The sequence below is a fragment of the Isoptericola halotolerans genome, assembly GCF_045689585.1.
Taxonomy (GTDB): Bacteria; Actinomycetota; Actinomycetes; order Actinomycetales; family Cellulomonadaceae; genus Isoptericola; species Isoptericola halotolerans_B.
On record NZ_CP140108.1, the window covers coordinates 489,125 to 512,806 of the forward strand.

Below are 23,682 nucleotides of genomic sequence, written 5' to 3' on the forward strand. Positions count from 1 at the left end.
GCGCCGTGCGCGACGACGACTGGCCCGACTACCTGAGCGACTACCACGACGAGCGCCCGGGCATCACGGAACGGGCGCTGGAGTGCGCCGCTCAACCGCCCCTCGGCACGCCGTACGACTGGCTCAGCGCGGCGCTCCCGGAGCGCCTCGGCAGGGTGCTGGACGTGGCATGCGGCTCGGCTCCGCTCCAACCGCGTCTGGCCGCGCGGGCGAAGTCCTACCTCGGTGTGGACGTCTCGCCGGCGGAGCTCGCCCTGGCGCGGGAGCGAGGACGCGGACCCGTCGTGCTCGGCGACGCCCGGGAGCTGCCGGTCGCCGGCGCCTCGGTCGATACCGTCGTGGTGTCGATGGGGCTCATGCTGGTCCGGCCGTTCGACGCCGCGCTCTCGGAGATCGCGCGCGTCCTGCGACCCGGCGGGAGGGCCGGCTTCCTCCTGCCGACGTCGGGCCCGCTGCGCCCTGCGGATGTGCGCCCGCTGCTCGCGCTGGCGTGGCGGCTGCACGGCCCCGGCTCGATGCCGCAGCGCATCACCGAGCGCCGCTTCGTCAGGGCGGCGTCACGGTGCGGGCTCCAGACCGTGAGGGCGTCACGGCACCGGTTCACATTCCCGCTGGCGACGCGGGCCGACGCCGCAGGCGCTGTGCGCTCCCTGTACACCCCGGGCCGCACCGACGCCCAGCGGCGCGCGGCCGAGCGCGCGCTGGCGCGGCTGGCCCGCCCCGGCCGCGCGCTGCCGCTGCCCCTGCTGCGCCTGATCGCGACCAAGGCGCCAGACGACCCCGGCATCGACCACACCGGAGAACAAAGGAGGAAGCCATGACGCACCTCAACCCGCGACCGAACGAGCCCCGCATCCCCGTGCACACGGTCGAGGACGCCCCACCTCCGTCCCGCGACCACCTGGCCTCGCTCACCCGGAGGATGGGCACCACGCTCAACATCCACGGCGAGATGGCGCACCCCCCGTTGACCATCGCCGGGTACGCGGGTCTGCAGGCCGCCATCAAGGACCACGGAACCTTCGACGTCGCGAGCCGCGAGGCGATCGCGCTTGCCGTGGGCGCGACGGACGAGTGCGCGTACTGCCAGTCCGCGCACACCCTCTCGGGCCGCGCCGCCGGCCTGACGGACGACCAGATGCTCGCGATCCGCCGCGCCGAGCCCAGCGACGACACGAGGCGGGACGCGCTGCTCGCCGTGGCTCGCGAGACGGCAGGCCGGGTGGGCGACGTCACCGACAACACCTGGCAGCGGGCGCTGGACGCCGGGTGGACCACGACCGAGCCGGCGGAGCTGTACGCGCACGTCGCGGTGAACCTGTACACGAACTACTTCAACCACCTCGCCCGCACGCGCCTCGATGTCCCGGCCGCCCCGGGAGTCGTGGCATGACATCCGGCGTGACGACGAGCAGGGCGACGAGTCGAAGGGTCGTGCCGGCCGCCGGACGGCCCCGCGGCCTCGGCGCGCTGATCACCGCGCAGCTGCTGCTGCGGATCGGCTCGGCCACGGGCGCCCTGCTCGTCGGCAGCTACTTCGTCGAGCTCGGCCGCAACGGTGTCGCGGTGGGATCCGTGCTGCTCGGCGCGCTGTCCGGCCTCACCTATCTGGCCGAGCTGGTCGTCGCACCCGTCGCCGGGGCCGCCAGCGACCGGCGGGGGCGACGGGTCTTCCTGATCGTCGCGCCGCTCCTGGCGGCGGCCGGCATCCTGATCACGCCGGGAGCGTCGATCCGGGACGCCGCACCACCGCTGATCCTCGTGGTGGTGGTCGTCGCGACGGCGCGGCTGATCGAGGGCGCCGGCGGCGCGATGGCCACCCCGGCCACCCTGGGGCTGGTGGCAGACGCCACCGACGGCGACCGGCTGCGTCGTGGGCGCCTGGCCAGCCTGTACGAGCTGTCGTCGTCCGGGGGCATCGCGGTGGGCGCCGCCGTCGGGCCCCTGTTGTACGCCGTCGCCGGTCTGTGGGGATTCGCCGTGCTGGCCGCCGTCTACGCCGCGGCCGCACTGCTGATCGCAGGGTTCGTCCACGACGGCGCGCCGCCGCGCGCGGTGCACCGCCGGCGGACGGTCCGCGGTCGCCTGGCGGTGTTCGCGAACCGCCGCTTGCTGGCGTTCCTGCCTGCGTGGATCGCCGTGAACGCGATCCTCGGCACCTGGGTCACCGCGCAGATCACGTTCGTGTTGGCCGGTGACCGGCAGATCCCCGGGCAGCGGTTCACCGGCGCCCTGGCCGGGCAGGAGGCGTGGCTGTCCGCCGTCCTCGGCGGTTACGTCCTGCTCTTCAGTCTGTTCGTCGTGGCCTGGGCGTTCTTCGCCGGCCAGCTGCCGACGAAGCCCACCCTGCTGGTGACGATCGGCGGCGCGATCGTCGCCGCGGCCGGGCTGATGCTCGCCAACCACGGCCTGCCGCTGCCCGCGGCGGTACCCATCGTGGCCGTCGGCCTCTTCCTGGAGGCGGGCTTCACCCCCGCGGCCCTCATCCACCTGGCCGATATCTCCGGCCGGTTCGCGGCCGACCGCGGCATGATCATGGGCGTCTACTCCGTGGTCCTCGGGATCGGGTACCTGCTCGGCAACGTCCTCGGGGGCGTCTTTGCGCACTGGCTCGGGTTCGACGGGCTGGGAGTGCTGACCGTCCTGTTCGCATTGTGCGGCATGGCCGCCGTCGTCCTCATGATCGTCCTGGACCGCCGTGCGGAGCCGGCCCGTGCGTGACGATGTCGCAGATTCCGTCGTCGGTGCACTCGGCGGGATCGAGCCGGGCGCCCCGCTCGCGCAGGTGCTCCAGCTCGGTCTCGAGCGCGGAGAGCTCGGCCTGGCGCCGGCGAACCTCGGCCAGCTGGTCCTCGATCAGGCCGACGACGTGGGTGCACGGGGTAGTGCCCAGGTCGCGCAGCTCGAGGATGCCGCGCACCTGCTCCAGGGTCAGGCCGACGGCTTGCGCCGCCCGGACGAACTCCACCCGCGCCACGACCCCCTCGGCGTAGTGCCGGTAGCCGTTCGAGCTGCGCGCAGGCGGGGGCACGAGACCCTTGCGCTCGTAGAAGCGCAGCGCCTGGGTACTGACGCCCGTCGTGCTGGCGAGCTCACCGATCCGCATCCGGTCACGATACCGCTTGACCTTGTAGCACGGTGCAAGGTTTAGCGTCCGAGGCATGGAGATCACACTGCTCTACTTCGATGACTGCCCGAGCTGGAAGACCGCCGACGACCGCCTGGCCGAAGCCGTCGTCGGTCGTGACGACGTCCACCTGACCCGCCGTCGGGTGACGACACCGGAGGAGGCTGTACGGCTGGGCTTCCACGGGTCGCCGAGCATCCTGGTCGACGGCGTGGACCCCTTCGCCGAACCAGGTGCCGACACCGGGCTGGCCTGCCGGATCTACCGGACGCCCGAAGGGCCGGCCGGCTCACCGACCGTCGGACAGCTCCGCGACGCTCTCGCCGCGGCGTCTCGCTAGCCCGGCGGCACCACACCAAAAGCATGACGATTGCCGGACGACCGGCGACGGAAGGAATGCACGCCATGCCTGCAAAGAACCTCGAGGGCCGCTACGACCTGATCGTGGTCGGCTCCGGCACGGCCGGCGCCGCCGCGGCCACGAAGACCGCCGCGCACGGGTGGCGGGTCGCCGTCGTGGACGACCTGCCCTACGGCGGCACCTGTGCGCTGCGCGGGTGCGACCCGAAGAAGATCCTGCGGCGCGGCGCCGAGGTCGTCGACGCCGCGCGGCTCCTGCGCGGCAAGGGAATCGACGACGACGGGCTGTCCATCAACTGGGCCGACCTGATGAAGCACAAGCAGGGCTTCACCGACCCGATGCCGCACCGGATCGAGACCAGCCTGGAACGCAGCGGGGTCGTCACCCTGCACGGCCCTGCCAGCTTCCAGGGGCCGACCCAGCTCGCGGTCGGTAACGAAGTGCTCACTGGTGACCGATTCCTCGTCGCCACTGGAGCCCACCCTCGGCCGCTGGACTTCCCCGGGGCCGAGCACCTGGTCGATAGCACCCAGTTCCTCGACCTCGACGCGCTGCCTGCGCGCATCCTGTTCGTCGGCGGCGGGTTCATCTCCTTCGAGTTCGCCCACATCACCGCCCGCACGGGCAGCTCACCGATCATCGTCGACCACGGGCCCCGCCCGCTGAAGTCCTTCGACCCCGACCTGGTCGACCTCCTGCTGGAACGCAGCCACGACGTCGGCATCCGAACATGGCAATCCACCGCCGTCACCGCAGTCGAACCGGCAGGCGCCGGCTACCGGGTCCACGTCGAGCACGACGGGCGCCCCGAAGTCCTCGACGTCGACCTCGTCGTGCACGGCGCCGGCCGCCAGCCGGACCTGGCCCGCCTGGACCTGGACGCCGCCGGAGCGGCGTGGACCACGCGCGGTGTCACCGTCGCCGACCACCTGCGCAGCACCACCAACCCGGCGATCTACGCGGCCGGCGACGCCGCCGACTCCGCCGGCATGCCGCTGACGCCGGTCGCGGCCGCGGAGGGCAAGGTCGTGGCGTCGAACATGCTCCATGACACGACCACGGCCCCCGACTACACCGGCATCCCGACCGCCGTGTTCACGATCCCCGAGCTCACCCGCGTCGGCCTGCTCGAGCACGAGGCCCGCGATCAGGGCATCGACCTCGACGTCCGCTACACCGACACCAGCGGCTGGTACTCCAATTACCGCCTCGCCGAGACCACCGCCGCAGTGAAGATCCTCGTCGACCGCGCCACGGACCACATCGTCGGAGCCCACCTCCTCGGCCCCGAGTACGCCGAACTCGTCAACACCTTCGGCATGGCCATGAAGCTGGGCCTCACGACCCGACAGCTCAGGTCCATGACGGCGACCTACCCAACCGTCGGGTCCGACCTCGGCTCGATGCTCTGATCGCACGAAGGGCCTCCTGCTGGCCCCGACACAGCTCCCGTGGCAGGGCTACTTGCTGGATGCTGCTCGGGCTCCGGTCCGCCGCCCACATACCGCGCCTCACGGATCTGGCCGTGCGCCCGCCCTAATTGCTCGCGCAGGCGCACGTTCTCCTCGGTGAGCTGACGGACCCGTTGATGTGCGAGTTCGAGTCGTCGGCGCAGCGACGAGTCCGACGCGCGCACGCCGGTAACCCGCGCAGCAGCTCGAGCGCTCGTGTTCTGGTCCTCGAGCTGTTCGAGCAGGCGGGGTTGGGTGTAGAGCCACGAACGCGATACCTCAGCGGCACGGGCGAGGCCGGAGACACTGATCGGCCGACCCGCACGTTGCAGGTCAGTGAGGGCCCATTCGGCGCGGGCTCGGGCGTCGGCGGCTCGTTGCTCGGCGGCGGCGACGAGGTGGCGGGTGTTATCAGCTCGCATCGGCGTTCCTGTCGTCGTCGGTGGTCTGGATGGCGGTGATGATGTTCCGCAGATTGGTCGCGACCTGCTGGTTCATCTCGACCACCCGGGTCTGCCCCTTGGTCTCCGCTTCGGCAATGAGGTGGTTGGTCGCGCGGAGCTGGGCGAGGTGCTCAGCCAGGAATTCCGGGGTGGTGACGAAGACGGGGCAAGTCAGGCACGCGTTCGCGTGCGGGCAGGTTTGTTGCAGCGGCAGACCGCAGTACCCGTTCGGGAGCGTCATGGTGACGCGGCCGAGATTCTCCTTCATCCAGGCTGCGTCGGAGAGCGCGCTGCCGGCGTCCAGGGCGACCGTCTGGCCGTGGGTGTCGATCTTGCGGGCGTTCTCCCAGTGGCTGCGGATGGTGGTGTCGTGCAGACGGGCGTAGCGGGCGGTCATCTCGGGCGACTCGTGATCCAACAGCCGGCGCACGACCTCCTGTGGGACGTCGGCGTTGATCAGGCGGGTGCCGTAGGTGTGCCGCAGCTGGTGGGCCGTGAAGCGAAACGGTCGGCCTGACTCGTCGCGCAGGCCGACCTGTTCCTGCCACGCCGTCAGGCGGGCCGTGACTGCGGCGTTCGACCAGTGCTTCGATCCGTCGGTCGCGCCGTGGCCGGGGGCGAGGTAGACGGCGCCTAGTGTCTCGGCGAGCACGAGGCGTTGCTGTTCGGCGATCTGGGCGGCGAGTTCGTCGTCGATCGGGACGACGGCTTCGCGGTCCATCTTGTGGTTGTAGTAGCGCAGGTAGGGCGCGCCCTGCGGGTCGTGGGTCAGGCAGTCGATCTTGAGCTTGTAGGCGTCGGCCAGGCGCAGGCCGGTGCCGATCAGGATCCGGAGCATCAGCCGGTGCGGTTGCGGTAGCTGCTCCTGGGCGGCCGGTGCTTCGATCTGCGCCATGACGTACTCAGGCAGGGCGCGTGGTAGCGCGGCGGGGCGTCTGGGGTGGTCGTTCGGATAGATGCCCGCTGTGGTCGGGAGGTCGGTTTCCCAACCGTGGCGGCGCACGGCGTCCAGGAACGCGCTCACGGAGCTGAGGTAGTAGCTGCGGGTCGGCGGGCTCAGGTCCAGGCTGGCGAGCTTCGTCAGGAAGACCTCGATCGTCTCACGCGTGAAATCGGCGACGGCAGCATCCGGTCCTGCTTGAGCGGTGAACGCCTCTGAGAGTCGTTGCAGGGCGGCCTGGTCGCGGTTCAACGTGTAGTAGCTGACACCCGTCGTGATCCGCCAGCGGGCGAACTTCTTCGCCAGCAGCCGCAGCCAGGGCTGGGCGATCCCGTCGAACCGCAGCCGGCCGCCCGAGCCCACGCCGTCGGTGGTGAACCCGACCACCGGCAACCGCCACACGTCGCGCTCGAACTCTGTCTGCGGATCGGGGGCGTCGTCGAAGAACTCCTCCAGCACGTGCCGCAGCGCGCTGAGCGTTCCAGTGACGACCTTGGGCCAGCTCTTGGCGCCGTGCGGGCTGCCTGGCTGGTCGGCGCGGATCGTCGTTGCGCCCTGGGCGGCCGACCATTCGATGATGCGCTGGGCACTGCTCGGCATCACCCGAGGGCGGTCCCCGGCAGTGGTGGTGGCCGCGAGCTGCACGGCCAGTGCGATCTCGAGGCGCAGCGGGTCGTCGACGCCGGCGAGGATGATGCGCTCCGGTCGGCTGGCGGGTCCCGGGTCGGCGAGGAACGCCTCCATGGCGGGCTGCCCGGCGGCCCGCCAACGCGTCAGGTGCGTCATACACAGATCCCGCACCTTGCGAAAGCGCAGGCAGCCCTCCACCGCGCACGTGCCGAACAGGTTCCCCGCCCACGCCGGGTCGTCGATCACGATGACGTCCGTCGCGAACTGCGGCCAGAGCGCGAGCCGCATCCGCGCCTCGGAACTGTGCGACCGGTCGGGAGCGGCGTCGTTCTCGAGCGCGCTCACGCGTGCGCCTCCAGCATCTCGTCGACGCGTTCGCGGGTGTCGTCGGGGAGCCAGCCCGCGGCCTGCAGCGCGGCGCGCACGTGCCGCACCTCCAGGTGGGAGTAGGTATCGATCGTGGTGGCGACCGAGGCGTGCCCGAGCAGCTTCTGCACCACCTCGGACGGCACGTCGCGGCTCAGCAGCTCGGTCGCGTAGGTGTGGCGGAACTGGTGGGGAGTGAATGCGATCCCGGTTCTGCGGCGGAGGCGGGCGACGAGGTCGGTCACCGCGGCATACGTCATCGGTGCCCCGATCTGCCCCGCCCACAGGTTCACGAACACGTAGTCGCAGTCCAGGGCGCCGTATTCGTCGAACAGGTAGTCCGCGAACAGTCGCACCAGCGCGGGGGTGACCGGGATGTCCCGCGCGCCAGTCTTCGCGCGGGCCTTGTTCAGGTTGCGGCGCGGTCGCACGTGGATCACGCGCCCTGCGACGTCGACGTCCTCGTGACGCAGTCCGAGCGCCTCACCGATCCGCATCCCCGTCCCGGCCAGCAGCGCGAACAGCAGCCGGTCCCGCAGCCGGTCGCACGCGTCCAGGATCGTCGTCACCTCCTGGGATGTCAGCACGCGGGGAGTGCGTTTCGGTTCGCGCAACTTGATCTCCCGGCGTCGCGTGGGCGTATCGCCCAGGTGCGCCAGCAGCGGTCGCCACGAGCCCCCGCGACCGCCACGGCCCAGCGACCACAAGAAGTCGCTCTGGACGCCGTGGCGATGGTGGAACTGGTAGAACGACCCGACCGCGGCCAGTTTCCGGTTGATCGTCGACGCCGAGCAGTACCCACCCGCCCGCGGCAGCCGTGTGACCTGGCCCTGCCGTTCGGCCGGCGACAGGCGCAGCCAGGCAACGAACCGCCCCAAGTCCTCCAAAACCACGCCCTCCCACGCGACGTCGGCCTGGGCGAGGAACGCAAAGTAGTCCCGCAGGTCGAACGCGTACGACCGCACCGTCCCCGGCGACCGCTCCACCGCACTCAGATGCGCCAGGAACCGGTCGACCGGCTCCACCACGTCGAACGACGGGTCCAGGACCGTCCACGACTCATCACCGGTTGACGGGACCACCCGCTGCACCGACCACGCCACCATGCCCTCCAGAGCGTCGACAACACTCCGGATAATGGCCGACCAGGCCGCCGCGAATCGGGCATTTCGTTACGTGGGCTACAACACGGACACTCTCCTCAAAACTAAGGGGAACATGTGTTCTATTGGATGTGCATGCCGGGAGGGCGGTCAGGCGAGAGCGTCAGGGGTCGACCCCTCCCGCACGTCGAAGGCGCTCCGCGCGCTCTCGATCGCCGGCATGTACTCCGAGGCCCACTCCAGCACCACGTCGACAGGGTGTCGCAGAGTCTTGCCGAGCGGCGTGATCGCGTACCTGACCGCCACCGGGCGCGTGGAGACCACCTCGCGTGCGACCACACCGTTGCGCTCGAGCCGGCGGAGCGTGCCGGTCAGCGACTTCTGCGTGACCGCGGGGATGGCTCGCCGCAGCTCGTTGAAGCGGCAAGGGCGCTCGCAGAGCTCGTCGAGCACGGCGAGCGACCACTTGTCGAGCACCTGGTCGAGGAGCTCACGGTGCGGGGCGTCGATGCGCAGGGCTCGGTCGGTATCCATGGTGAAACCTGGTTTCGTTGAAGTATCCGCTCAAGACCAAGTACCTTATCGAAACCTACTCGAAGGAGCCACCATGACTGTCCAGCACTTCACCCCCGAAGGCATGCTGCAGCCCACCCCGTACCACCACGTCGCCGTCGGCACGGGCACCACCCACGTCCATGTCAGCGGGCAGGTCGCCCGCCAGGCGGACGGGACCCCGGTGGCCCCTGGCGATCTCGCCGGCCAGGTCGCCCAGGCGCTGCGGAACACCGCCGTCGGCCTGGCGGGCGCGGACGCCTCGTTCGCGGACGTGCTGCGCCTGACGTTCTACGTGACCGGGTGGAGCCCGGAGAAGATCGGTGCCTTCATGGAGGGGATCGAAGGGGTCGCCGAAGAGATCGGCCTCCCGACCCCCCTGCCACCAGCCAGCCTCGTCGGTGTGGACCACCTCTTCGAGCCGGACGTGCTCGTCGAGGTCGAGGCGACCGCACTGCTCGACTGAGGTGGTCCGCACGGCGCGGTCGGGCGACGCGCCGGCCGCCGTGGTGGGGCACGCTCCCGACGTCTTGGACGTGCTACTCCGACGCGGGCACGCCAGGTTCGTCGAGGTCCCCTGCCAGCGGCAACCCGGCCGCGGTCTCGCGCAGGACGTCGAGAGCGCGGGAGCGCGCGTGCGGCGACCAGGCGAGGACGGTCGTCGCGTGCGGCGCGTCGGTCACGGGGATCGCGACGTGCTGCGGCCACTGCCACGCCCGGCCGGAGGCCGGGATGACCAGGAGCGCCCGACCCAGGGCCACCAGCTGCGCGAGCTGGGACTGCGTCCGCACCTCCGGACCCGGCCCGTCCGGAGAGGTGCCGTCCAGCCGCGGCCAGCGCGCCATCGGCAGGTCCGGGACGCGCGCGGGTGCGTGGCTGGCACGATCGCCCCCTGCCCCTCCGTCAGCAGGTCCTGTCTCGAAGCCTGCGAGACCGGCCGACTGCTCTGGACCGCTAGGGCGTCATGGGACGTCGTGGGAGCCCCGGGTAGGGTCGTCGACGATGGACGAGATGCTGCCCGTGAGGATCCTGCTGGCCGTCGTCATGCTGGGCGCAGGGGTCCTCCTCGTTCGCACGGCTCGTGCCGCGGCGTCGGGCAGGCTCCGGCGGAACCAGCTGGCGGGCATCCGCACTCCCAGCACCATGGCGAGTGACGAAGCGTGGCTGGTGGCTCACGTCCGTGCGGAGCGACCGACCACGCTGGCCGGCTGGACCGCGGCGGCGAGCGGGCTGTTCGCGCTCCTTCCCGTCTCCTCGGTGGTCCTGGCGGTCGCAGTGCTCACGGGCTGCGTCGTGATGGTCGGGCTCGTGCTCCACGGCGCGCGCGTCGGTGGCCGGGCGGCCGCCGAGACGGTGCGGAGGACGACGGGCTGACGCTCCCTACGCCGGCCGCGGGGCGTACATGATGACGGCCACCCCGACGAGGCAGATGAGCGCGCCTGCGATGTCCCACCGGTCGGGGCGGAAGCCGTCGACGATCATGCCCCAGACCAGCGACCCGGCCACGAACACGCCCCCGTAGGCCGCCAGGATGCGCCCGAAGTGGGCATCTGGCTGCAGGCTCGCGAAGAACCCGTAGAGTCCCAGCGCGATCACCCCCGCACCGATCCACAACCATCCACGATGCTCGCGGAACCCTTGCCACACGAGCCAGGCTCCCCCGATCTCGAACAGCGCGGCGCCCAGGAACAGGACGATCGATCGGGCGGTGGTCATCTCAGGCAGCCTCCGTCGGTGCTGTTGCGGGCAGGGCGTCGGTCGTGGTCGCAGCCCACCCATCATCCTGTCCGGACGCGTTCAAGACTGTCTTCTCGTGCACCTGCCACTCCCGGCGGGACCCCCGCACCGAGGGCCTCTCTCCTGCCAGCCTCCGACGCCGGCCCGCTCAGATGGTGGCCCTCGGCTTCCTCTCGGCGATCGCCGTCGGTACCGCGCTCCTCCTGCTGCCCGTCTCGACCACCGGCCAGCGTGCCAGCTTCGTCGAGGCGCTCTTCACCGCGACGTCCGCGGCCTGCGTGACGGGGCTGGTCGTCGTCGACACGGAGACGTTCTGGTCCCCGTTCGGCCAGGGCGTGATCCTCGTCCTGATCCAGATCGGCGGCTTCGGCGTCATGACCGTCGCCTCGCTGCTGGGGCTGCTGCTCTCCCGGCGCCTGGGTCTGCGCACCCGCATGGTCGCCGCCGAGTCCACGCACACCGTGGGGCTCAGGGACGTCAAGAAGGTCATGCTGGGCGCGCTGCGGTTCACCGTGGTCGCGGAGCTCGTCCTGGCCGTGGTCCTCACGGTGCGCCTCATGATCGGCTACGGGGAGACCTTCCGGCACGCCGCGTGGTCGGGGATCTTCCACTCGCTGTCGGCCTTCAACAACGCCGGGTTCTCGATCTACGGCGACTCGCTCATGCGGTTTGTCAGCGACCCCTGGATCTGCCTGCCCATCTGCGCGGCCGTCATCGTCGGCGGCCTCGGGTTCCCCGTGCTGCTCGAGCTGTGGCGCCTGTCGCGCACCCGACGCGGCGACGCGGCCCGCACGGCGCTGCGCGACCCCTCGCGCTGGAGCATCCACACCCGCCTGACCCTCGGCACGACGGCGATCCTGCTCACCGTCGGCACCGTCTTCTTCCTCGTGGTCGAGTGGGCGAACCCGCAGACCTTCGGCCCGCTGAGCGTGCCCGGCAAGATGCTCGCCGCTTTCACCCAGTCGGTCATGCCGCGCACCGCCGGGTTCAACTCGATCGACACCTCCGAGCTGAACCACGGCACCTGGTTCTTCACCGACATGCTCATGTTCGTCGGCGGCGGCAGCGCGGGTACCGCCTGCGGGGTCAAGGTGGGGACGTTCGCCGTCCTGGCGTTCATCATCTGGTCCGAGCTCCGCGGCGACCCCGACGTCACCGCCTTCGACCGACGGATCGCCCGCGCGACCCAGCGTCAGGCGCTGACCGTCGCGCTCGTCGGTGTGGCCGCCGTCGTCGTCACCACGCTCACGATCACGGTGTCGGTCCCCGCGGCGGTCCTGCCGCTCGACCGGGTCCTGTTCGAGGTGGTCTCCGCCTTCACCACGACCGGGCTGTCCACCGGCATCACCGCCGACCTCGACGGCTGACACCAGGTCCTCCTGGCGGTACTGATGTTCCTCGGGCGCCTCGGCCCGATCACCCTGGGGACCGGCCTCGCCCTGCGTCACCGGCACAAGCTCTACCGGCGGCCCGAGTCCGCCGTCATCATCGGCTGACCCGGCCCGGCGCCGATGGCCGCGCGACCCGGCTCACCGCCCGAACACCTGGGTCCACCACGGGCCGCCCGACGCCTGCGCGACACCCAGTCCGTGCCGGGTGAGGTCACAGCTCAGGATGTTGGCTCGGTGCCCTGGGCTGTCCATCCACGCCGCGACCACCGCGGCGGCGTCCGGCTGGCCCCGCGCGATGTTCTCGGCGCCGACCCCCTCGACCCCTGCCGCCTCCGCACGGTCCCACGGCGAGAGCCCCTCGGGCGTCGTGTGGTCCAAGTAGCCGCGAGCGGCCATGTCCGAGGCGTGGGCCGCGGCCAGGTCGTCCAGCGCGGGCTCGGCACGCAGGGCCGGGCAGCCCGCGGCCGCGCGCTCCGCGTTCACCAGCTCCAGGACCCGTTCCGACGGCGCCGCGTCGGCAGCATCGGCAGCCTCGGCCCCGTCGTCGGCGTCGTCGGCGTCGGGCTCCGCTCCGTCATCGGCAGCATCGGCAGCCTCGGCCCCGTCGTCGGCGTCGTCGGTGCCGGGATCCGCTCCGTCATCGGCAGCATCGGCCCCGTCGTCGGCGTCGTCGGCGTCGTCGGCGTCGTCGGTGCCGGGATCCGCTCCGTCATCGGCAGCCTCGGCCCCGTCGTCGGCGTCGTCGGCGCTGCGCTCGCCGTCGGCGTCGTCGGTGCCGGGATCCGCTCCGTCATCGGCAGCATCGGCGTCGTCGTCGGCGCTGCGCTCGCCGTCGGCGGCAGCGTCGGTCGGTAGCTCGCGCACGGCGGCCTCCGCGAGCTCCTGGGAAGCATGGGTCAACGCGGCCGCGGAGACGCCGTCGGCGCCCCGGGCACCGATCCGCAGCACGTCCGGGGCGACGACCGCCAGGACGACGACGAGCAGCAGACCCACGCCGAACGTGGCCAGCAGCGCGCCGAGCTGGCGCAGGGCCCCTCCTCGTCGACTCGACACGCGGGCACCGTAGCGTCCCCGACGTACCGGACGAAAGGTCCGGCTACCGGGCGGATCCCTGCGCGATCACGTAGCGCTCGTAGGCCGGCGTGCGGCGGACGGCCTCGGCGTGGGCGTAGACGGCGGCCGCCCGGACGACGGCGACGTCGAAGCGCTCACCCGCGTCGCCGCGCCACCCGACGTACTGCGTCCAGCGCAGCGGCTCGCCCTCCAGCGCGACCGCACGGACCCCGGGCAGGTCGAGCAGGAGCGGCTGGACCAGCGCGATGGCGTGCCCGCCCTTGACCTGCTCGACGGCGGACGCCCGCTCGGTCTCGCTCACCTCCCGCGGGGTGAAGCCCGAGCGGGCGCACGCGGAGACGAAGCACCGTTCGAAGCACCCGTCGCCCGGGGCGGAGAGCCAGTTCTCCTCGGCGAGCTCGGCGAGCGGCACCTCGTCGCCGGCCGCGAGCCGGTGGTCCTCCGGCAGCAGGACGAACACCGGGTCGGTCCTCAACCGGGTCCACTCGACACCGCCGTCGGTCGGCAGCACCGCGTCCCCGCACGCACCGACCAGCGCGATGTCGAGCGTGCCGTCGGCGAGGCGCACCGCCGCCGCGTCCGCGGACCACGAGGTGAAGGACGTGACGTTCACGCCGGCGAGGTCGGCACGCAGGCGGTTGAGGAAGATGCCGCCCAGCACGGTCGACACTGTCCCGACCCGCAGCGCGGTGGCGGCGTCGGGCCGGGCGAGGACGTGACGGCGCACGTCGCCGTGGAAGGCGTCCATCGCGGGCAGCAGCACGCGCGCGTGCCGCAGCACGAGCTCGCCCAGCGGCGTGGGGCGCGCGCCGTGCCGACCGCGGACGAAGACCGGACCCCCGAGCGCCTGGTCGATACGGTTGAGCTGTGCGGACAACGCGGGTTGCGCCATGCCGAGGGCGGCGGAAGCCTTCGTGACGCTTCCCTGCTCGGCGACGACGGTCACGAGCCGGAGGTGCCGGAGGTCGATCTCCATACCGAGAAGATACTTCTTCCAGACCACCGGTGGGATGCCCCCGGACACGGACCGTCCCACGACACGACCAGCACCGAGTGAAGGAGAACGATGACGGAGCACGTGACGTTCGCGTCCAGCACGGGACCGACCCTGGCCGGGATCATCGACGAGCCGGAGGGCGAGGTGCGGGGCTGGGGGCTGTTCGTCCACGGGTTCACCCTCGGCAAGGACTCCCCTGCCGCGGCCCGCATCTGCAAGCAGCTCGCCGCGGAGGGCGTCGGCATGCTGCGCTACGACAACCTCGGCCTCGGCGACTCGGACGGCGACTGGGGCGACGGCTCGTTCACCGTCAAGGTGGCCGACACGGTGCTCGCCGCCGAGCTCATGGCGGCACGCGGCACCCCGGTGGAGATCGTGGCCGGGCACTCCTGGGGCGGCGCCGCCGCGATCGCCGCGGCGCCCGAGATCCCTGCCGCCCGCGCCGTCGCGACGGTGTGCGCGCCGTTCGACCCCAGCCATGCCGAGCACCACTACGACGGCCTGGTCGACCAGGTGCTGGAGGAGGGTCACGCGGTGTGGCAGGTCGGGGGCAAGCGCCTCAACCTCAAGCGCGGGATGGTCGAGGACGTGCGGGAGGCGGACCTCGCGCACCGCATCCCCGCGCTGGGCCTGCCCCTGCTCGTGATGCACTCCCCCACGGACAACACCGTGGGCATCGACAACGCGAGCGAGATCTTCCGGGCAGCGCGCCACCCGCGCAGCTTCGTGTCCCTGGAGGGGTCGGACCACCTGCTGACGAGGTCCGGCCAGGCGCGGCGCGCGGCCCGCATCATCAGTGCCTGGGCGGATCCGTACCTCGAGCAGGACTGAGGGTCAGGCAAGGGTCAGGCGGGCGCGAGGAAGCCGTCGCGGACCAGGCCGCGGACGGCGGGCAGCAGCTCGGCCGCGAGGTCCGACGACGGCACCTCCAGCAGGGCGGCCAGCGCCCCGACGGTCTGCCCCACCGAGAGCTCGCCGTCGCAGACGCCGACGAAGGCCGCCAGACCCGTCGAGGCCTGCACTCCCCGGCCGAACCCGTCGCCCTGCCGCACGACCACGACGTTCGGGTGGGCGGCGCCGGGGGTCAGGTAGCGCTCCTCGGTGACGTCGGCCGCCACGACGAGCCGCGTGGCCGCCAGCGCCTCGTCGTCGTGCGCCTCCAGCCAGTCGTGGGCGGCCAGGGAGGCCGCGAGGTGCCCGCCGAGCGGCTGGCGCAGCACCCCGTGGTGCTCTTCCATCCGCCGCAGGGTGGCGCGCCCGCCGTCCGCCGGACGGCGCAGCGTGACGAGGCCGAAGCCGACGGCCTCGACGTCGCGGGCGGCGAAGTCGTCCACCCAGGCCCCGTAGGCCGCCGTCCACGCGTCCGGCTCCCGCTCGGAGGACGTGCCGCCGTCGCGGATCCAGGTCTCGGCGTACTCGGCCGGATCGAGCAGCTCGCGCTCGACGACCCAGGCCTCCAGGCCGGACTCGTCCAGCCACGCGCCGACACGGTCGGTCCACGGCTCGCCGCGGCGGTGCTCCCAGTTGACGAGCATCTGTGCGACGCCGCCGGGCGCGAGCACCGCGCCGACGCCGGTGACGAGGTCCCGCACGAGGTCGTCGCCGGACCGGCCGCCGTCGCGGTACTCGAACGCGCCGAGCGCCTCCGCCACGGCCGCCCCCGGTGCACCTGTGCGCGGCGTGATGACGAACGGCGGGTTGGACACCACGAGGTCGAAGCGCTCACCGGCGACCGGTTCCAGCATCGACCCGTGCCGCAGCGTCAGGTCCGCGTCGGGCATGTTCAGGGCGGCGTTGAACCGCGCGAAGGCGAGCGCGCGGCGCGAGATGTCCGTGCCGACCACGGCCCCGGCGTGCCGGGCCGCGTGGAGAGCCTGGATGCCGCACCCCGTCCCGAGGTCGAGCACCCGACCCACCTCGGGCCGGACGGTGACCTGTGCCAGCGTCGTCGACGCCCCGCCGGTACCGAGCACGTGGTCGGCGGCCAGCCGACGGCCCGTCACGACCTCGCTCAGATCGCTGGCCAACCACCAGGCGACCGGCCCGGTGGCGTCCGTCGCGGCGTACGGCTGCAGGTCGACGACGGCGCGCACCGGGTCGCCGGCCTGCTGGCCCGCCGCACGGACGAGCCCGAGGCGGGCGGCGCCGTCGGCCCCGAGACCGGGCAGCGCGGCGTCGAGCTCGGACCGCGGCACCTCGTCACCGAGGAGGAACAGCGCGGTGAGCGCGGCACGCGGGTCGGTGCTGCCGGCCACGACGCGGCGCGCGGGCAGCAGCTGTCCCCGCTGCAGGGCCGCCGAGGCCACGTCGCCCAGCAGGTCCTCCACGGCGTCGACGGTGAAGGAGGCCTCCAGCGCCGGGCGGAGGGCGGCGACCGCCGCCGGCTCCCCGGCCGGGGGCGGTACCGACGTCACCCGCGGCAGCCCTCGTCGAGGTAGGCGGTGACCGACTCGTGGGCCGTGGTGGCCCGCGCCGTGTCGACGTCCGTGATCGCCAGCGTCGCGGCCGAGGCGACCGCCTGGTCGTCGTCGGTGTCGACGTCCTCGAAGGCTCCGACCGCCTTGTCGAGGTAGGCGGTCATGCCGTCCCAACCCGGGACGTCGGCCGCGTCCTCGACGGAGGTGATGGACCGGTGCGCCTCCCGGAAGCCCGCGACCAGCAGGCGGGGGTGCTCCTGGTCGATGCCGGCGAGCGCACGGTTGGTCTCCGCCCACACCTCTTGGAGCTCGAGGCACTCCTCGGTCAGCGCCGGGGGCTCGTCGCCGCCCTCGCCGTCGCTCATGGAGAGGTCGGCGTCGACGGAGATCGCCGGGGCCGGCTCCGGGGCGGCCTGCGTGGAACCGCCTGAGGAACCGCAGGCGCCGACGGACGCCGCGACGGCGAGCGCCACCGCGGCGGCGGAGGCGGTGCGGCGGGTACGCGGACGGAGCGGCAGCATCCCACCATGGTGGCTCAGGTCCGGGGTGGTCGGGAAATCGAGGGACCGGCCCGTGAGACGTCTCACGGGGCAGATCGGGCGAGAGCGGACGAGTCAGGACGTGCAGTCGGCCGCCAGGTAGTCCGTGATCCGTTGCGACGCGGCCGTCATCTCCTCGGTGTCGTGCGCGGCGAGCGCATCGGCCACGGCGGCCTCCACCTCGTCGTCCTCCACGTCCTGGGTGGCGTCGGCCGCGGCGGTGACATAGGTGAGCACGGTGGCCCAGTCCGTGATGACGGCGCCGGGCGGGTCGACCATGCTGAGCGCGTCCCGCGCACCGACGAACCCCGTCCGCAACGAGCGCGGCGACTCGACGTCCATCCGGACCTGCGCGGAGGCTGCCCGGGACCACGCGACCTGGGCCGCCGCGCACACCTCGGGCGTGACCTCGGTGACCGTCGCGGTCGCGGCGTCGGTGCTCGCCTCCGCGTCGCTCCCGAGGTAGTCGGCTCCGGCGCCGACGCCGATGCCCACGGCGAGCGCGAGCCCGCCCGCGGCCCACAGGGTGACGCCACGGGCGAACAGCCCGGTGGCCCGGCGCCGGGGCAGGACGGCGGCCACGGTCCGGGCGCGCACGGTCAGGCTGCGCGCGCCACCACCCCCGGTCCGGGCAGCGCGACGACGACTCGCCCGGTCCGGTGCGCCGCCCTCGCCGGTGGGATCGCCGTGGACGGTGTCGTCGCGGGCCGCTCCGCCGCTGGCGGTACCGCCCTCCGACACCCGGGCGGCACGGTCCTTCCGGCCGTGCTTCCTCTTCGTCTTCTTCGTCGACCTGCCCACGTTCTGGCCCACGTCGCGGAACGTCCCGGCGACGTCGGCCGAGCCGTCGAGGACGTCGTCGAGCGGGGGGACGTCGGTGGGCACGTCGGTGCTCGCCCACGGCAGGGCGGCCGGGGCCGGAGCGGCTGCGGCCGCGCCGGGCGGGAACGGGGCGTCCGGGAACGGGTCCGGGTCGGCGGCGGACCCGGCCGAGCCTGCCGATGCCTGCGACGGACCGCCCCACGGCGGGGTCCCTCCAGGGCCCGCACCGCCCACCGGACCGAACGGGAAACCACCCTGAGGTGCAGGAACAGGGCTTCCGACGTCGGGCGGCAGCGCCTCGTCCCTCGCTGTGGTCCGCCTCATGATCGCGAAGGCTACCCAATGACACGCCGAAGGTGTCCAGATCGTTGCCTTCGTGACCTTGACCCAGGTACCCGCCGACCGCCAGATTATGCGAGTGAGCGCAACGATGACAGGCATGTGGGTCGCACCCGAGCTGGATCCGCGCACGACCGGTGCCGACCCGGTCGGTGAGAAGGAGACCCTCTGGGAGTACCTGTGCCGGTACCGGATGACGCTCGTCATGAAGTGCGAGGGCCTGGACGCCGAGCAGCTCTCGCGTCGCAGCGTGCCCCCGTCGAACCTGTCGTTGATCGGTCTCGTGCGCCACCTCGCGAACGCGGAGCACCACTGGTTCACGCGAGTGCTCCAGGGCACCGTCGCCCCCGGACCCTTCGAGCGGGCGCGCGCCGTGGACGTGGACTTCGACGAGGTCTACCCCACCGAGGAGTGTGCCGACGAGGCCTGGCAGGCGTGGCACGACGCCGTGGAGGCCGCCGACGAGCAGATGGTCCACGAGGAGCTGGACCGGGAGGTCCCGTTCGACGGCGGCACCGTCGAGGTGCGCGACGTCATCATCCACATGGTCGAGGAGTACGCCCGCCACATGGGCCACGCCGACCTGCTGCGCGAGTGCATCGACGGGCGCACCGGCCTCTGAGCCGGAGGCGCCCTGACGAGGGAGCTCCTCGGCCGTGATCAGGCGGTACGTCCGAGGCAACCGGACGAGGAGCTTTCTCGGCCAGAGTTCTCGAAAACGATTGCGAACTTCGACCATGGCCACTACGGTCGAGTCTCGAAATCCTTTTCGACAGGGCGGGCCAGCGTGGGTCCGTCCAGGGAGGCAGGATCAACGATGACCCGAGCACCACTCTCGAGAAGCACGACGAGGCGGCGCACCGCCGCGCTCTCCACCCTCGCCGCGCTGGTGATCACCGCCGGCGTCGGCGTCGGATCGGCCCAGGCCGACGGCTCCACCCTGCACGAGGCGGCCGACGAGTCCGGCCGGTACTTCGGCACGGCGATCGCGGCGAGCCGGATGAACGACCAGCAGTACACGACCATCGCGAACCGTGAGTTCGACATGATCACGGCCGAGAACGAGATGAAGCTCGACGCCCTCGAGCCGCAGCAGGGCCAGTTCAGCTTCGGCACCGCCGACCAGATGGTGGACTGGGCGATCAGCAACGGCAAGCAGGTGCGCGGTCACACGCTGGCCTGGCACTCGCAGCAGCCGGGCTGGATGCAGAACATGGAGGGGCAGCAGCTCCGCCAGGCGATGCTCAACCACGTCACCGAGGTCGCCACCCACTACCGCGGCAAGATCCACTCCTGGGACGTGGTCAACGAGGCGTTCGCCGACGGCTCGTCCGGCGCCCGCCGCGACTCCAACCTGCAGCGCACCGGCAACGACTGGATCGAGGCGGCCTTCCGCGCCGCCCGCGCCGCGGACCCGAACGCCCAGCTCTGCTACAACGACTACAACACCGACAACTGGGACCACGCCAAGACGCAGGGCGTCTACAACATGGTCGCGGACTTCAAGGCCCGCGGCGTGCCGATCGACTGTGTCGGGTTCCAGGCCCACTTCAACTCGGGCAACCCGGTGCCGAGCAACTACCACGAGACGCTGCAGAACTTCGCCGACCTGGGCGTGGACGTGCAGATCACCGAGCTCGACATCGAGGGTTCCGGCACCTCGCAGGCCGAGCAGTACCGCGGCGTGGTCCAGGCCTGCCTGGCCGTCTCCCGCTGCCAGGGCATCACCGTCTGGGGCGTGCGGGACACCGACTCGTGGCGCGCCTCCGGCACGCCGCTGCTGTTCGACGGCAACGGCAACAAGAAGGCCGCCTACAACTACGTGCTCGACCAGCTCAACAGCGGTGACGGCAACGACGACGGCGGCGACGACGGCGGCGGACCCACCGATCCCGGTGGCGACGGCACCTGCTCGGTCACGGTGACGAAGACCGACTCCTGGGGCGACCGCTTCAACACCACCTTCGACGTCAACGGCGCCGACGACTGGGTCGTGACCATCAGCACCGGCAGCGGGCAGAGCGTCCAGAGCTCGTGGAACGCCGACGTGTCCGGCACCAGCGGCACCCTGACCGCCACACCCAACGGCAACGGCGACAGCTTCGGGATCACGCTGTACTCCAACGGCAACACCACGGCCCCGACGGCCACCTGCTCGTCGGGCTCCGGTGGCGACCCGACCGGCGACTGCGCCGTGACGGTGACCAAGGCCGACGAGTGGGGCGACCGGTTCAACGTGGACCTCGCCGTGTCCGGCAGCTCGGACTGGCAGGTCGCGATCGCGCTCGACGGATCGCAGAGCCTGCAGAACTCGTGGAACGCGTCCGTCGCGGGCACCACGGGCACGCTCACCGCCACGCCGAACGGCAACGGCGACACGTTCGGGATCACGCTCTACTCGAACGGGTCGACGGCGCTGCCGACGGCGACCTGCACGACGGCCTGACGGCTTCCCGCGGTCGACCGACCGCGCGGAACCGACGATCCCCGTCTCCGGGTTCCCCGCCCCCCGCGGTGCCCCGGAGGCGGGGATCCGTCGTCAGCTCGAGGACCGCACCACGAGCCGCGGCACCAGGACCTCGTGGACGTCGTCGGCCCGGCCGTCGAGCCGCTCGCGCAGGAGCGCCACGGCTCGCGCACCCATGAGGTCTCGCTGCTGCTGCACGGTGGTCAGCGCGGGTCGTGCGCGTCGCGCGAGCACCGTGTCGTCGTAGCCGACGACGGCGAGCTCGGCGGGGACGCGCAGCCCGGCGTCGAGCGCATGGTCGAGCACGTCGACCGCCTCGACGTCGTTGCGCGCGAAGACCGCGGTGGTGGCGTCGTGCACCAGGGCGTCGAGCGCCGTCGGCCCGGGGGCGACGACCCGCACCTCCTCGGCCAGGCCGGCGGCGCGCATGGCCGTCTCGTAGCCGCGGCGACGGGCGATCCCGGCGGGGCGGGTCGACGAGGTGACGTGCGTGATCGACCGGTGCCCGCGGGCGACCAGGTGGTCGACGACGAGCGCCGCACCGTGCTCGTCGTCGTTGTTGACCGAGTCGATGCCGGCCACGGGGGCGGCCGTGCGCCCGACCATGACCACCGGCGCACGCCGCGCCGCCGCGGCGAGCACCTCCTCGGGGACCCAGGACGAGACGACGACGATCCCGTCGACGCCGAGGTCCAACAGCTGGTGGACCCGGTCGGCGAGGCGCCCTCGGTCTCGCGAGCCGTGGGCGAGCAGCACCGAGAGGCCGGAGTCCTCGGCGGCGGCCTCCACGGAGGCCACGATCTCGGTGTGGTACGGGTTGTCGAGGCTGGAGATGACCGCGCCGAGCAGCATGGACCTTCCCTGCTTGAGGGTGCGGGCGGTCAGCGACGGACGGTAGCCGACCTGGTCGGCGACGACGAGGATGCGCTCGCGGGTGCGTGCGGAGACGCCGGCGTCCCCGCGCAGGGCCAGCGAGACGAGCGACTTCGACACTCCGGCCGCGGCGGCGACGTCGAGCAGGGTGGGCCGGGGACGGGCAGAGGCGGCGGGCACGCGCTCATCCTGCCCACGCGACGGCGGCGACGCGAAACGGGCGCGCGGAGCGGCGGACACGAGGCGACTGGAACGTTCCAGATGTTCCGGCGTCGTTCACCGGCGCGCCACCGGACGGACGCCGGGGAGTCGCCGCCCGTCCCTAGCGTCGCCGTCGTGACGATCGCCCCCAGCCCCGACGCTCCCCGCCCCGAGACCGCACCGGACACCGACCCGGCGGTGCCCGCGGCGCTGCGCACCCGCCCAGCCGCTCTGCTGCTCGACTTCGGCGGTGTCGTCCTCACGACGAGCAAGCGGCCGGGCGGCCCCGAGGCGATGGCCGAGCACGTCGCGGCGGTCCTCGGCCGGGCCGGGCACCACCGCACGCCCGCCGAGCTGCTGCCGGTGCTGCGCGGCGGCAAGAAGGCGCTCAAGGACTGGAAGAACGCCGCCTCCCGCCGCCTCGCGCCCGAAGAGCTGGACCATCGCACGATCTGGCGGGAGTTCTACGGCTCGCCGCTCACCGCGGCGGAGCGTGAGGTGCTCGCCGGGTCGGCCGGGCAGCTCCAGGAGACGATGACCCGCACCCTGACCGACCACACGGTCCGCCCCGGCGTGCGTCAGCTGTTGCGCTCCGCCCGGGACCTCGGCATCCCGGTCGGGATCGTGTCGAACGCCCACTCGGGCCGCGCGCACCGCGCCATCCTCGCCGAGCAGGGCCTCGGCGGTTCGTTCGCCGTGCAGGTGTACTCCGACGAGGTCGGCATCCGCAAGCCCCACCCCGGGATGATCGAGCTCGCCGCCCGCGGCCTGGGCACGACGCCGGAACGCTGCTGGTACGTCGGCGACACGCTCGACCGCGACGTCGTCGCCGGACGCCGCGCCGCCGTCGCCGGGCTGGTCCTGACCCGCGACCACCACACCGACCGGCCGCCGTTCCCGGTCACGGAACGCCCCGACCTCGTCCTGGAGGACCCCACCGGACTGGTGACCCTGCTGCGTGACGCCGCCCCCGCCCTCACCTCCCCCGAGTTGTCAGACTCTCGTGGCGGTATCCGGCCACGAGAGTCTGACAGCTCGGGCGGCAGCCAGGTGAGCGCGCTGCTGCTCGACCACGGCGGCGTCATCGCGGTCTCGCGGCCCGACGACGCGGTCCGGCGCGGGTTCGCGGCCCGCCTCGCGGCGGGCCTGAGCGCGGCGGGTTACCCGACGGCCACCGACGAGGCCGTCGACGTGCTCGACCGGGCCCGCGCGGCGCACCGGGCCTGGAAGAACGACCACGACGGCGGCACCACGGTCCCGGAGATCGACGCGCCGACGTTCTGGGTCCAGCTCGTCGGGCCCCTGCTCGACCGCCACGGACCGGGGGTGCGGCACTGGCTGCGCGCCGAGGCGCACGCCCTCATGGTCGACTACGCCCGGACCAAGTCCACCCCCACGGTGCGGCCGGGCGTGCACGAGCTGCTGACCGCGGCCGGCGACGCCGGCGTCCCCGTCGCGGTCGTGTCGAACACGGTGTGCGGGCGGGCGGTGCGCGAGGAGCTGGTCGAGCACGGCCTCGACGACCTCATCGGCGCGCACGTGTACTCCGACGAGCTCGGGCTGCGCAAGCCCGACCCCACCACCGTCCGCACCGCGCTGACCGCGCTCGACGCCGACGGCGCCCGCGCCGTGTTCGTCGGCGACAAGCCGCACCGCGACGTCGCCGCCGCCCGCGCTGCCGGCGTCGGGACCGTCGTCGTGGTCAGGGGTGGCGCCACGCCTGACGCGGCGCTCGACGCGCTCGACGCCGACGACGCCCTCCGACCCGACCATCTCCTCCCCGACATGACCGCCGTCGCCGGGCTGCTGCGCACGTGGGCACACGGCCCGGCAACCACCCCCTGATCGCCGG

Annotated in this window: 25 protein-coding genes; 12 read left to right on the forward strand and 13 right to left on the reverse strand. The window is 72.5% G+C overall.

The genetic code is table 11. The features are described from left to right. Positions 1-5 precede the first annotated feature (5 nt). From UQW22_RS02275 to UQW22_RS02285, 3 genes are read left to right on the forward strand one after another with little or no spacing between them, the layout of a single operon-like run. Positions 6-821: a class I SAM-dependent methyltransferase gene (locus tag UQW22_RS02275; RefSeq protein WP_407319225.1), complete on the forward strand. Its 816-nt coding sequence runs from the start codon at positions 6-8 to the stop codon at positions 819-821. Continuing rightward, positions 818-1,393, forward strand: coding sequence for a carboxymuconolactone decarboxylase family protein (locus UQW22_RS02280; protein WP_407319226.1), 576 nt, complete (start codon positions 818-820; stop codon positions 1,391-1,393). Before UQW22_RS02275 ends, UQW22_RS02280 begins: the two co-directional genes overlap by 4 nt. A 41-nt stretch (positions 1,394-1,434) precedes the next feature. Then, positions 1,435-2,721, forward strand: a complete 1,287-nt coding sequence (locus UQW22_RS02285; protein ID WP_407319228.1) for an MFS transporter — start codon at positions 1,435-1,437, stop codon at positions 2,719-2,721. Here the strand turns inward: UQW22_RS02285 and UQW22_RS02290 are convergent. Continuing rightward, complete coding sequence (locus UQW22_RS02290) at positions 2,678-3,106, reverse strand: heavy metal-responsive transcriptional regulator (RefSeq protein ID WP_407319230.1); 429 nt, start codon at positions 3,104-3,106, stop codon at positions 2,678-2,680. The two genes, UQW22_RS02285 and UQW22_RS02290, sit on opposite strands and share 44 nt — an antisense overlap. Positions 3,107-3,161: 55 nt before the next feature. Here UQW22_RS02290 and UQW22_RS02295 point away from each other — a divergent pair, with 55 nt between their 5' ends. Both UQW22_RS02295 and UQW22_RS02300 read left to right on the forward strand, forming a co-directional pair. Further along, positions 3,162-3,467, forward strand: coding sequence for a thioredoxin family protein (locus UQW22_RS02295; protein ID WP_407319232.1), 306 nt, complete (start codon positions 3,162-3,164; stop codon positions 3,465-3,467). Between the two features lie 65 nt (positions 3,468-3,532). Continuing rightward, positions 3,533-4,900: a dihydrolipoyl dehydrogenase family protein gene (locus UQW22_RS02300; RefSeq protein ID WP_407319233.1), complete on the forward strand. Its 1,368-nt coding sequence runs from the start codon at positions 3,533-3,535 to the stop codon at positions 4,898-4,900. On the opposite strand, the gene UQW22_RS02305 is transcribed toward UQW22_RS02300, so the two are convergent. From UQW22_RS02305 to UQW22_RS02320, 4 genes are all read right to left on the reverse strand, one after another. Next, complete coding sequence (locus UQW22_RS02305; protein WP_407319234.1) at positions 4,861-5,361, reverse strand: DUF6262 family protein; 501 nt, start codon at positions 5,359-5,361, stop codon at positions 4,861-4,863. The genes UQW22_RS02300 and UQW22_RS02305 overlap by 40 nt on opposite strands. Next, positions 5,351-7,297 carry a tyrosine-type recombinase/integrase gene (locus UQW22_RS02310; RefSeq protein ID WP_407319235.1) on the reverse strand — a complete coding sequence of 649 codons (1,947 nt, stop codon included), beginning with the start codon at positions 7,295-7,297 and terminating at the stop codon, positions 5,351-5,353. The genes UQW22_RS02305 and UQW22_RS02310 overlap by 11 nt, the downstream gene beginning before the upstream one ends. Next, positions 7,294-8,343, reverse strand: a complete 1,050-nt coding sequence (locus tag UQW22_RS02315) for a tyrosine-type recombinase/integrase (protein WP_407319236.1) — start codon at positions 8,341-8,343, stop codon at positions 7,294-7,296. Before UQW22_RS02315 ends, UQW22_RS02310 begins: the two co-directional genes overlap by 4 nt. A gap of 228 nt (positions 8,344-8,571) precedes the next feature. Further along, positions 8,572-8,955, reverse strand: coding sequence for a winged helix-turn-helix transcriptional regulator (locus UQW22_RS02320; RefSeq protein ID WP_407319237.1), 384 nt, complete (start codon positions 8,953-8,955; stop codon positions 8,572-8,574). A 73-nt stretch (positions 8,956-9,028) separates the two neighbouring features. Here UQW22_RS02320 and UQW22_RS02325 point away from each other — a divergent pair, with 73 nt between their 5' ends. Beyond that, on the forward strand, positions 9,029-9,439 hold the full coding sequence (locus UQW22_RS02325) for a RidA family protein (RefSeq protein ID WP_407319238.1): 411 nt from the start codon (positions 9,029-9,031) through the stop codon (positions 9,437-9,439). Between the two features lie 73 nt (positions 9,440-9,512). Here UQW22_RS02325 and UQW22_RS02330 read toward each other — a convergent pair whose 3' ends face one another. Then, positions 9,513-9,818 (reverse strand): hypothetical protein, encoded by a 306-nt coding sequence (locus UQW22_RS02330; protein ID WP_407319239.1) that lies wholly within the window; start codon positions 9,816-9,818, stop codon positions 9,513-9,515. 157 nt (positions 9,819-9,975) lie between these two features. On the opposite strand from UQW22_RS02330, the gene UQW22_RS02335 reads away from it, so the two are divergent. Further along, positions 9,976-10,347, forward strand: a complete 372-nt coding sequence (locus UQW22_RS02335) for an SdpI family protein (protein WP_407319240.1) — start codon at positions 9,976-9,978, stop codon at positions 10,345-10,347. Between the two features lie 6 nt (positions 10,348-10,353). Here the strand turns inward: UQW22_RS02335 and UQW22_RS02340 are convergent, their stop codons facing one another. Next, the gene (locus UQW22_RS02340; RefSeq protein WP_407319241.1) at positions 10,354-10,689 is read right to left on the reverse strand and encodes a YnfA family protein; all 336 of its coding nucleotides are present in this window, start codon (positions 10,687-10,689) and stop codon (positions 10,354-10,356) included. Positions 10,690-10,862: 173 nt separating this feature from the next. Here UQW22_RS02340 and UQW22_RS02345 point away from each other — a divergent pair, with 173 nt between their 5' ends. Continuing rightward, the gene (locus UQW22_RS02345; protein ID WP_407319242.1) at positions 10,863-12,077 is read left to right on the forward strand and encodes a TrkH family potassium uptake protein; all 1,215 of its coding nucleotides are present in this window, start codon (positions 10,863-10,865) and stop codon (positions 12,075-12,077) included. 162 nt (positions 12,078-12,239) lie between these two features. Here the strand turns inward: UQW22_RS02345 and UQW22_RS02350 are convergent, their stop codons facing one another. Next, positions 12,240-13,154, reverse strand: a complete 915-nt coding sequence (locus UQW22_RS02350) for a CAP domain-containing protein (RefSeq protein WP_407319243.1) — start codon at positions 13,152-13,154, stop codon at positions 12,240-12,242. Between the two features lie 43 nt (positions 13,155-13,197). After that, positions 13,198-14,151: a LysR family transcriptional regulator gene (locus UQW22_RS02355; RefSeq protein WP_407319244.1), complete on the reverse strand. Its 954-nt coding sequence runs from the start codon at positions 14,149-14,151 to the stop codon at positions 13,198-13,200. Between the two features lie 90 nt (positions 14,152-14,241). On the opposite strand from UQW22_RS02355, the gene UQW22_RS02360 reads away from it, so the two are divergent. Further along, entirely contained in the window at positions 14,242-15,003 is a 762-nt protein-coding gene (locus UQW22_RS02360) for an alpha/beta hydrolase family protein (RefSeq protein WP_407319245.1), read from the forward strand. 14 nt (positions 15,004-15,017) lie between these two features. On the opposite strand, the gene UQW22_RS02365 is transcribed toward UQW22_RS02360, so the two are convergent. From UQW22_RS02365 to UQW22_RS02375, 3 genes are all read right to left on the reverse strand, one after another. Further along, the gene (locus UQW22_RS02365) at positions 15,018-16,586 is read right to left on the reverse strand and encodes a methyltransferase (RefSeq protein ID WP_407319246.1); all 1,569 of its coding nucleotides are present in this window, start codon (positions 16,584-16,586) and stop codon (positions 15,018-15,020) included. Further along, positions 16,583-17,110 carry a hypothetical protein gene (locus tag UQW22_RS02370; RefSeq protein ID WP_407319247.1) on the reverse strand — a complete coding sequence of 176 codons (528 nt, stop codon included), beginning with the start codon at positions 17,108-17,110 and terminating at the stop codon, positions 16,583-16,585. Before UQW22_RS02370 ends, UQW22_RS02365 begins: the two co-directional genes overlap by 4 nt. 93 nt (positions 17,111-17,203) lie before the next feature. Then, the gene (locus tag UQW22_RS02375) at positions 17,204-18,274 is read right to left on the reverse strand and encodes a hypothetical protein (RefSeq protein WP_407319248.1); all 1,071 of its coding nucleotides are present in this window, start codon (positions 18,272-18,274) and stop codon (positions 17,204-17,206) included. A 115-nt stretch (positions 18,275-18,389) separates the two neighbouring features. On the opposite strand from UQW22_RS02375, the gene UQW22_RS02380 reads away from it, so the two are divergent. Both UQW22_RS02380 and UQW22_RS02385 read left to right on the forward strand, forming a co-directional pair. Continuing rightward, the gene (locus tag UQW22_RS02380) at positions 18,390-18,911 is read left to right on the forward strand and encodes a DinB family protein (protein ID WP_407319249.1); all 522 of its coding nucleotides are present in this window, start codon (positions 18,390-18,392) and stop codon (positions 18,909-18,911) included. 195 nt (positions 18,912-19,106) lie between these two features. Continuing rightward, complete coding sequence (locus UQW22_RS02385; RefSeq protein WP_407319250.1) at positions 19,107-20,735, forward strand: endo-1,4-beta-xylanase; 1,629 nt, start codon at positions 19,107-19,109, stop codon at positions 20,733-20,735. Between the two features lie 93 nt (positions 20,736-20,828). Here UQW22_RS02385 and UQW22_RS02390 read toward each other — a convergent pair whose 3' ends face one another. Continuing rightward, a complete protein-coding gene (locus UQW22_RS02390; RefSeq protein ID WP_407319251.1) occupies positions 20,829-21,809 on the reverse strand; it encodes a LacI family DNA-binding transcriptional regulator in 981 nt (326 codons plus the stop codon). A gap of 156 nt (positions 21,810-21,965) precedes the next feature. Here UQW22_RS02390 and UQW22_RS02395 point away from each other — a divergent pair, with 156 nt between their 5' ends. Continuing rightward, positions 21,966-23,675, forward strand: a complete 1,710-nt coding sequence (locus UQW22_RS02395) for an HAD family hydrolase (RefSeq protein WP_407319252.1) — start codon at positions 21,966-21,968, stop codon at positions 23,673-23,675. Positions 23,676-23,682 lie beyond the last annotated feature (7 nt).

What these genes read in the sequence shown, in the direction of transcription:
- UQW22_RS02280 (WP_407319226.1), top strand. Translation starts at nt 818, where the DNA reads ATGACGCACCTCAACCCGCGACCGAACGAGCCCCGCATCCCCGTGCAC.
- UQW22_RS02290 (WP_407319230.1), bottom strand. Translation starts at nt 3,106, where the DNA reads ATGCGGATCGGTGAGCTCGCCAGCACGACGGGCGTCAGTACCCAGGCG.
- UQW22_RS02295 (WP_407319232.1), top strand. Translation starts at nt 3,162, where the DNA reads ATGGAGATCACACTGCTCTACTTCGATGACTGCCCGAGCTGGAAGACC.
- UQW22_RS02300 (WP_407319233.1), top strand. Translation starts at nt 3,533, where the DNA reads ATGCCTGCAAAGAACCTCGAGGGCCGCTACGACCTGATCGTGGTCGGC.
- UQW22_RS02305 (WP_407319234.1), bottom strand. Translation starts at nt 5,361, where the DNA reads ATGCGAGCTGATAACACCCGCCACCTCGTCGCCGCCGCCGAGCAACGA.
- UQW22_RS02320 (WP_407319237.1), bottom strand. Translation starts at nt 8,955, where the DNA reads ATGGATACCGACCGAGCCCTGCGCATCGACGCCCCGCACCGTGAGCTC.
- UQW22_RS02325 (WP_407319238.1), top strand. Translation starts at nt 9,029, where the DNA reads ATGACTGTCCAGCACTTCACCCCCGAAGGCATGCTGCAGCCCACCCCG.
- UQW22_RS02330 (WP_407319239.1), bottom strand. Translation starts at nt 9,818, where the DNA reads ATGGCGCGCTGGCCGCGGCTGGACGGCACCTCTCCGGACGGGCCGGGT.
- UQW22_RS02335 (WP_407319240.1), top strand. Translation starts at nt 9,976, where the DNA reads ATGGACGAGATGCTGCCCGTGAGGATCCTGCTGGCCGTCGTCATGCTG.
- UQW22_RS02340 (WP_407319241.1), bottom strand. Translation starts at nt 10,689, where the DNA reads ATGACCACCGCCCGATCGATCGTCCTGTTCCTGGGCGCCGCGCTGTTC.
- UQW22_RS02345 (WP_407319242.1), top strand. Translation starts at nt 10,863, where the DNA reads ATGGTGGCCCTCGGCTTCCTCTCGGCGATCGCCGTCGGTACCGCGCTC.
- UQW22_RS02355 (WP_407319244.1), bottom strand. Translation starts at nt 14,151, where the DNA reads ATGGAGATCGACCTCCGGCACCTCCGGCTCGTGACCGTCGTCGCCGAG.
- UQW22_RS02360 (WP_407319245.1), top strand. Translation starts at nt 14,242, where the DNA reads ATGACGGAGCACGTGACGTTCGCGTCCAGCACGGGACCGACCCTGGCC.
- UQW22_RS02370 (WP_407319247.1), bottom strand. Translation starts at nt 17,110, where the DNA reads ATGCTGCCGCTCCGTCCGCGTACCCGCCGCACCGCCTCCGCCGCCGCG.
- UQW22_RS02375 (WP_407319248.1), bottom strand. Translation starts at nt 18,274, where the DNA reads ATGAGGCGGACCACAGCGAGGGACGAGGCGCTGCCGCCCGACGTCGGA.
- UQW22_RS02380 (WP_407319249.1), top strand. Translation starts at nt 18,390, where the DNA reads ATGTGGGTCGCACCCGAGCTGGATCCGCGCACGACCGGTGCCGACCCG.
- UQW22_RS02385 (WP_407319250.1), top strand. Translation starts at nt 19,107, where the DNA reads ATGACCCGAGCACCACTCTCGAGAAGCACGACGAGGCGGCGCACCGCC.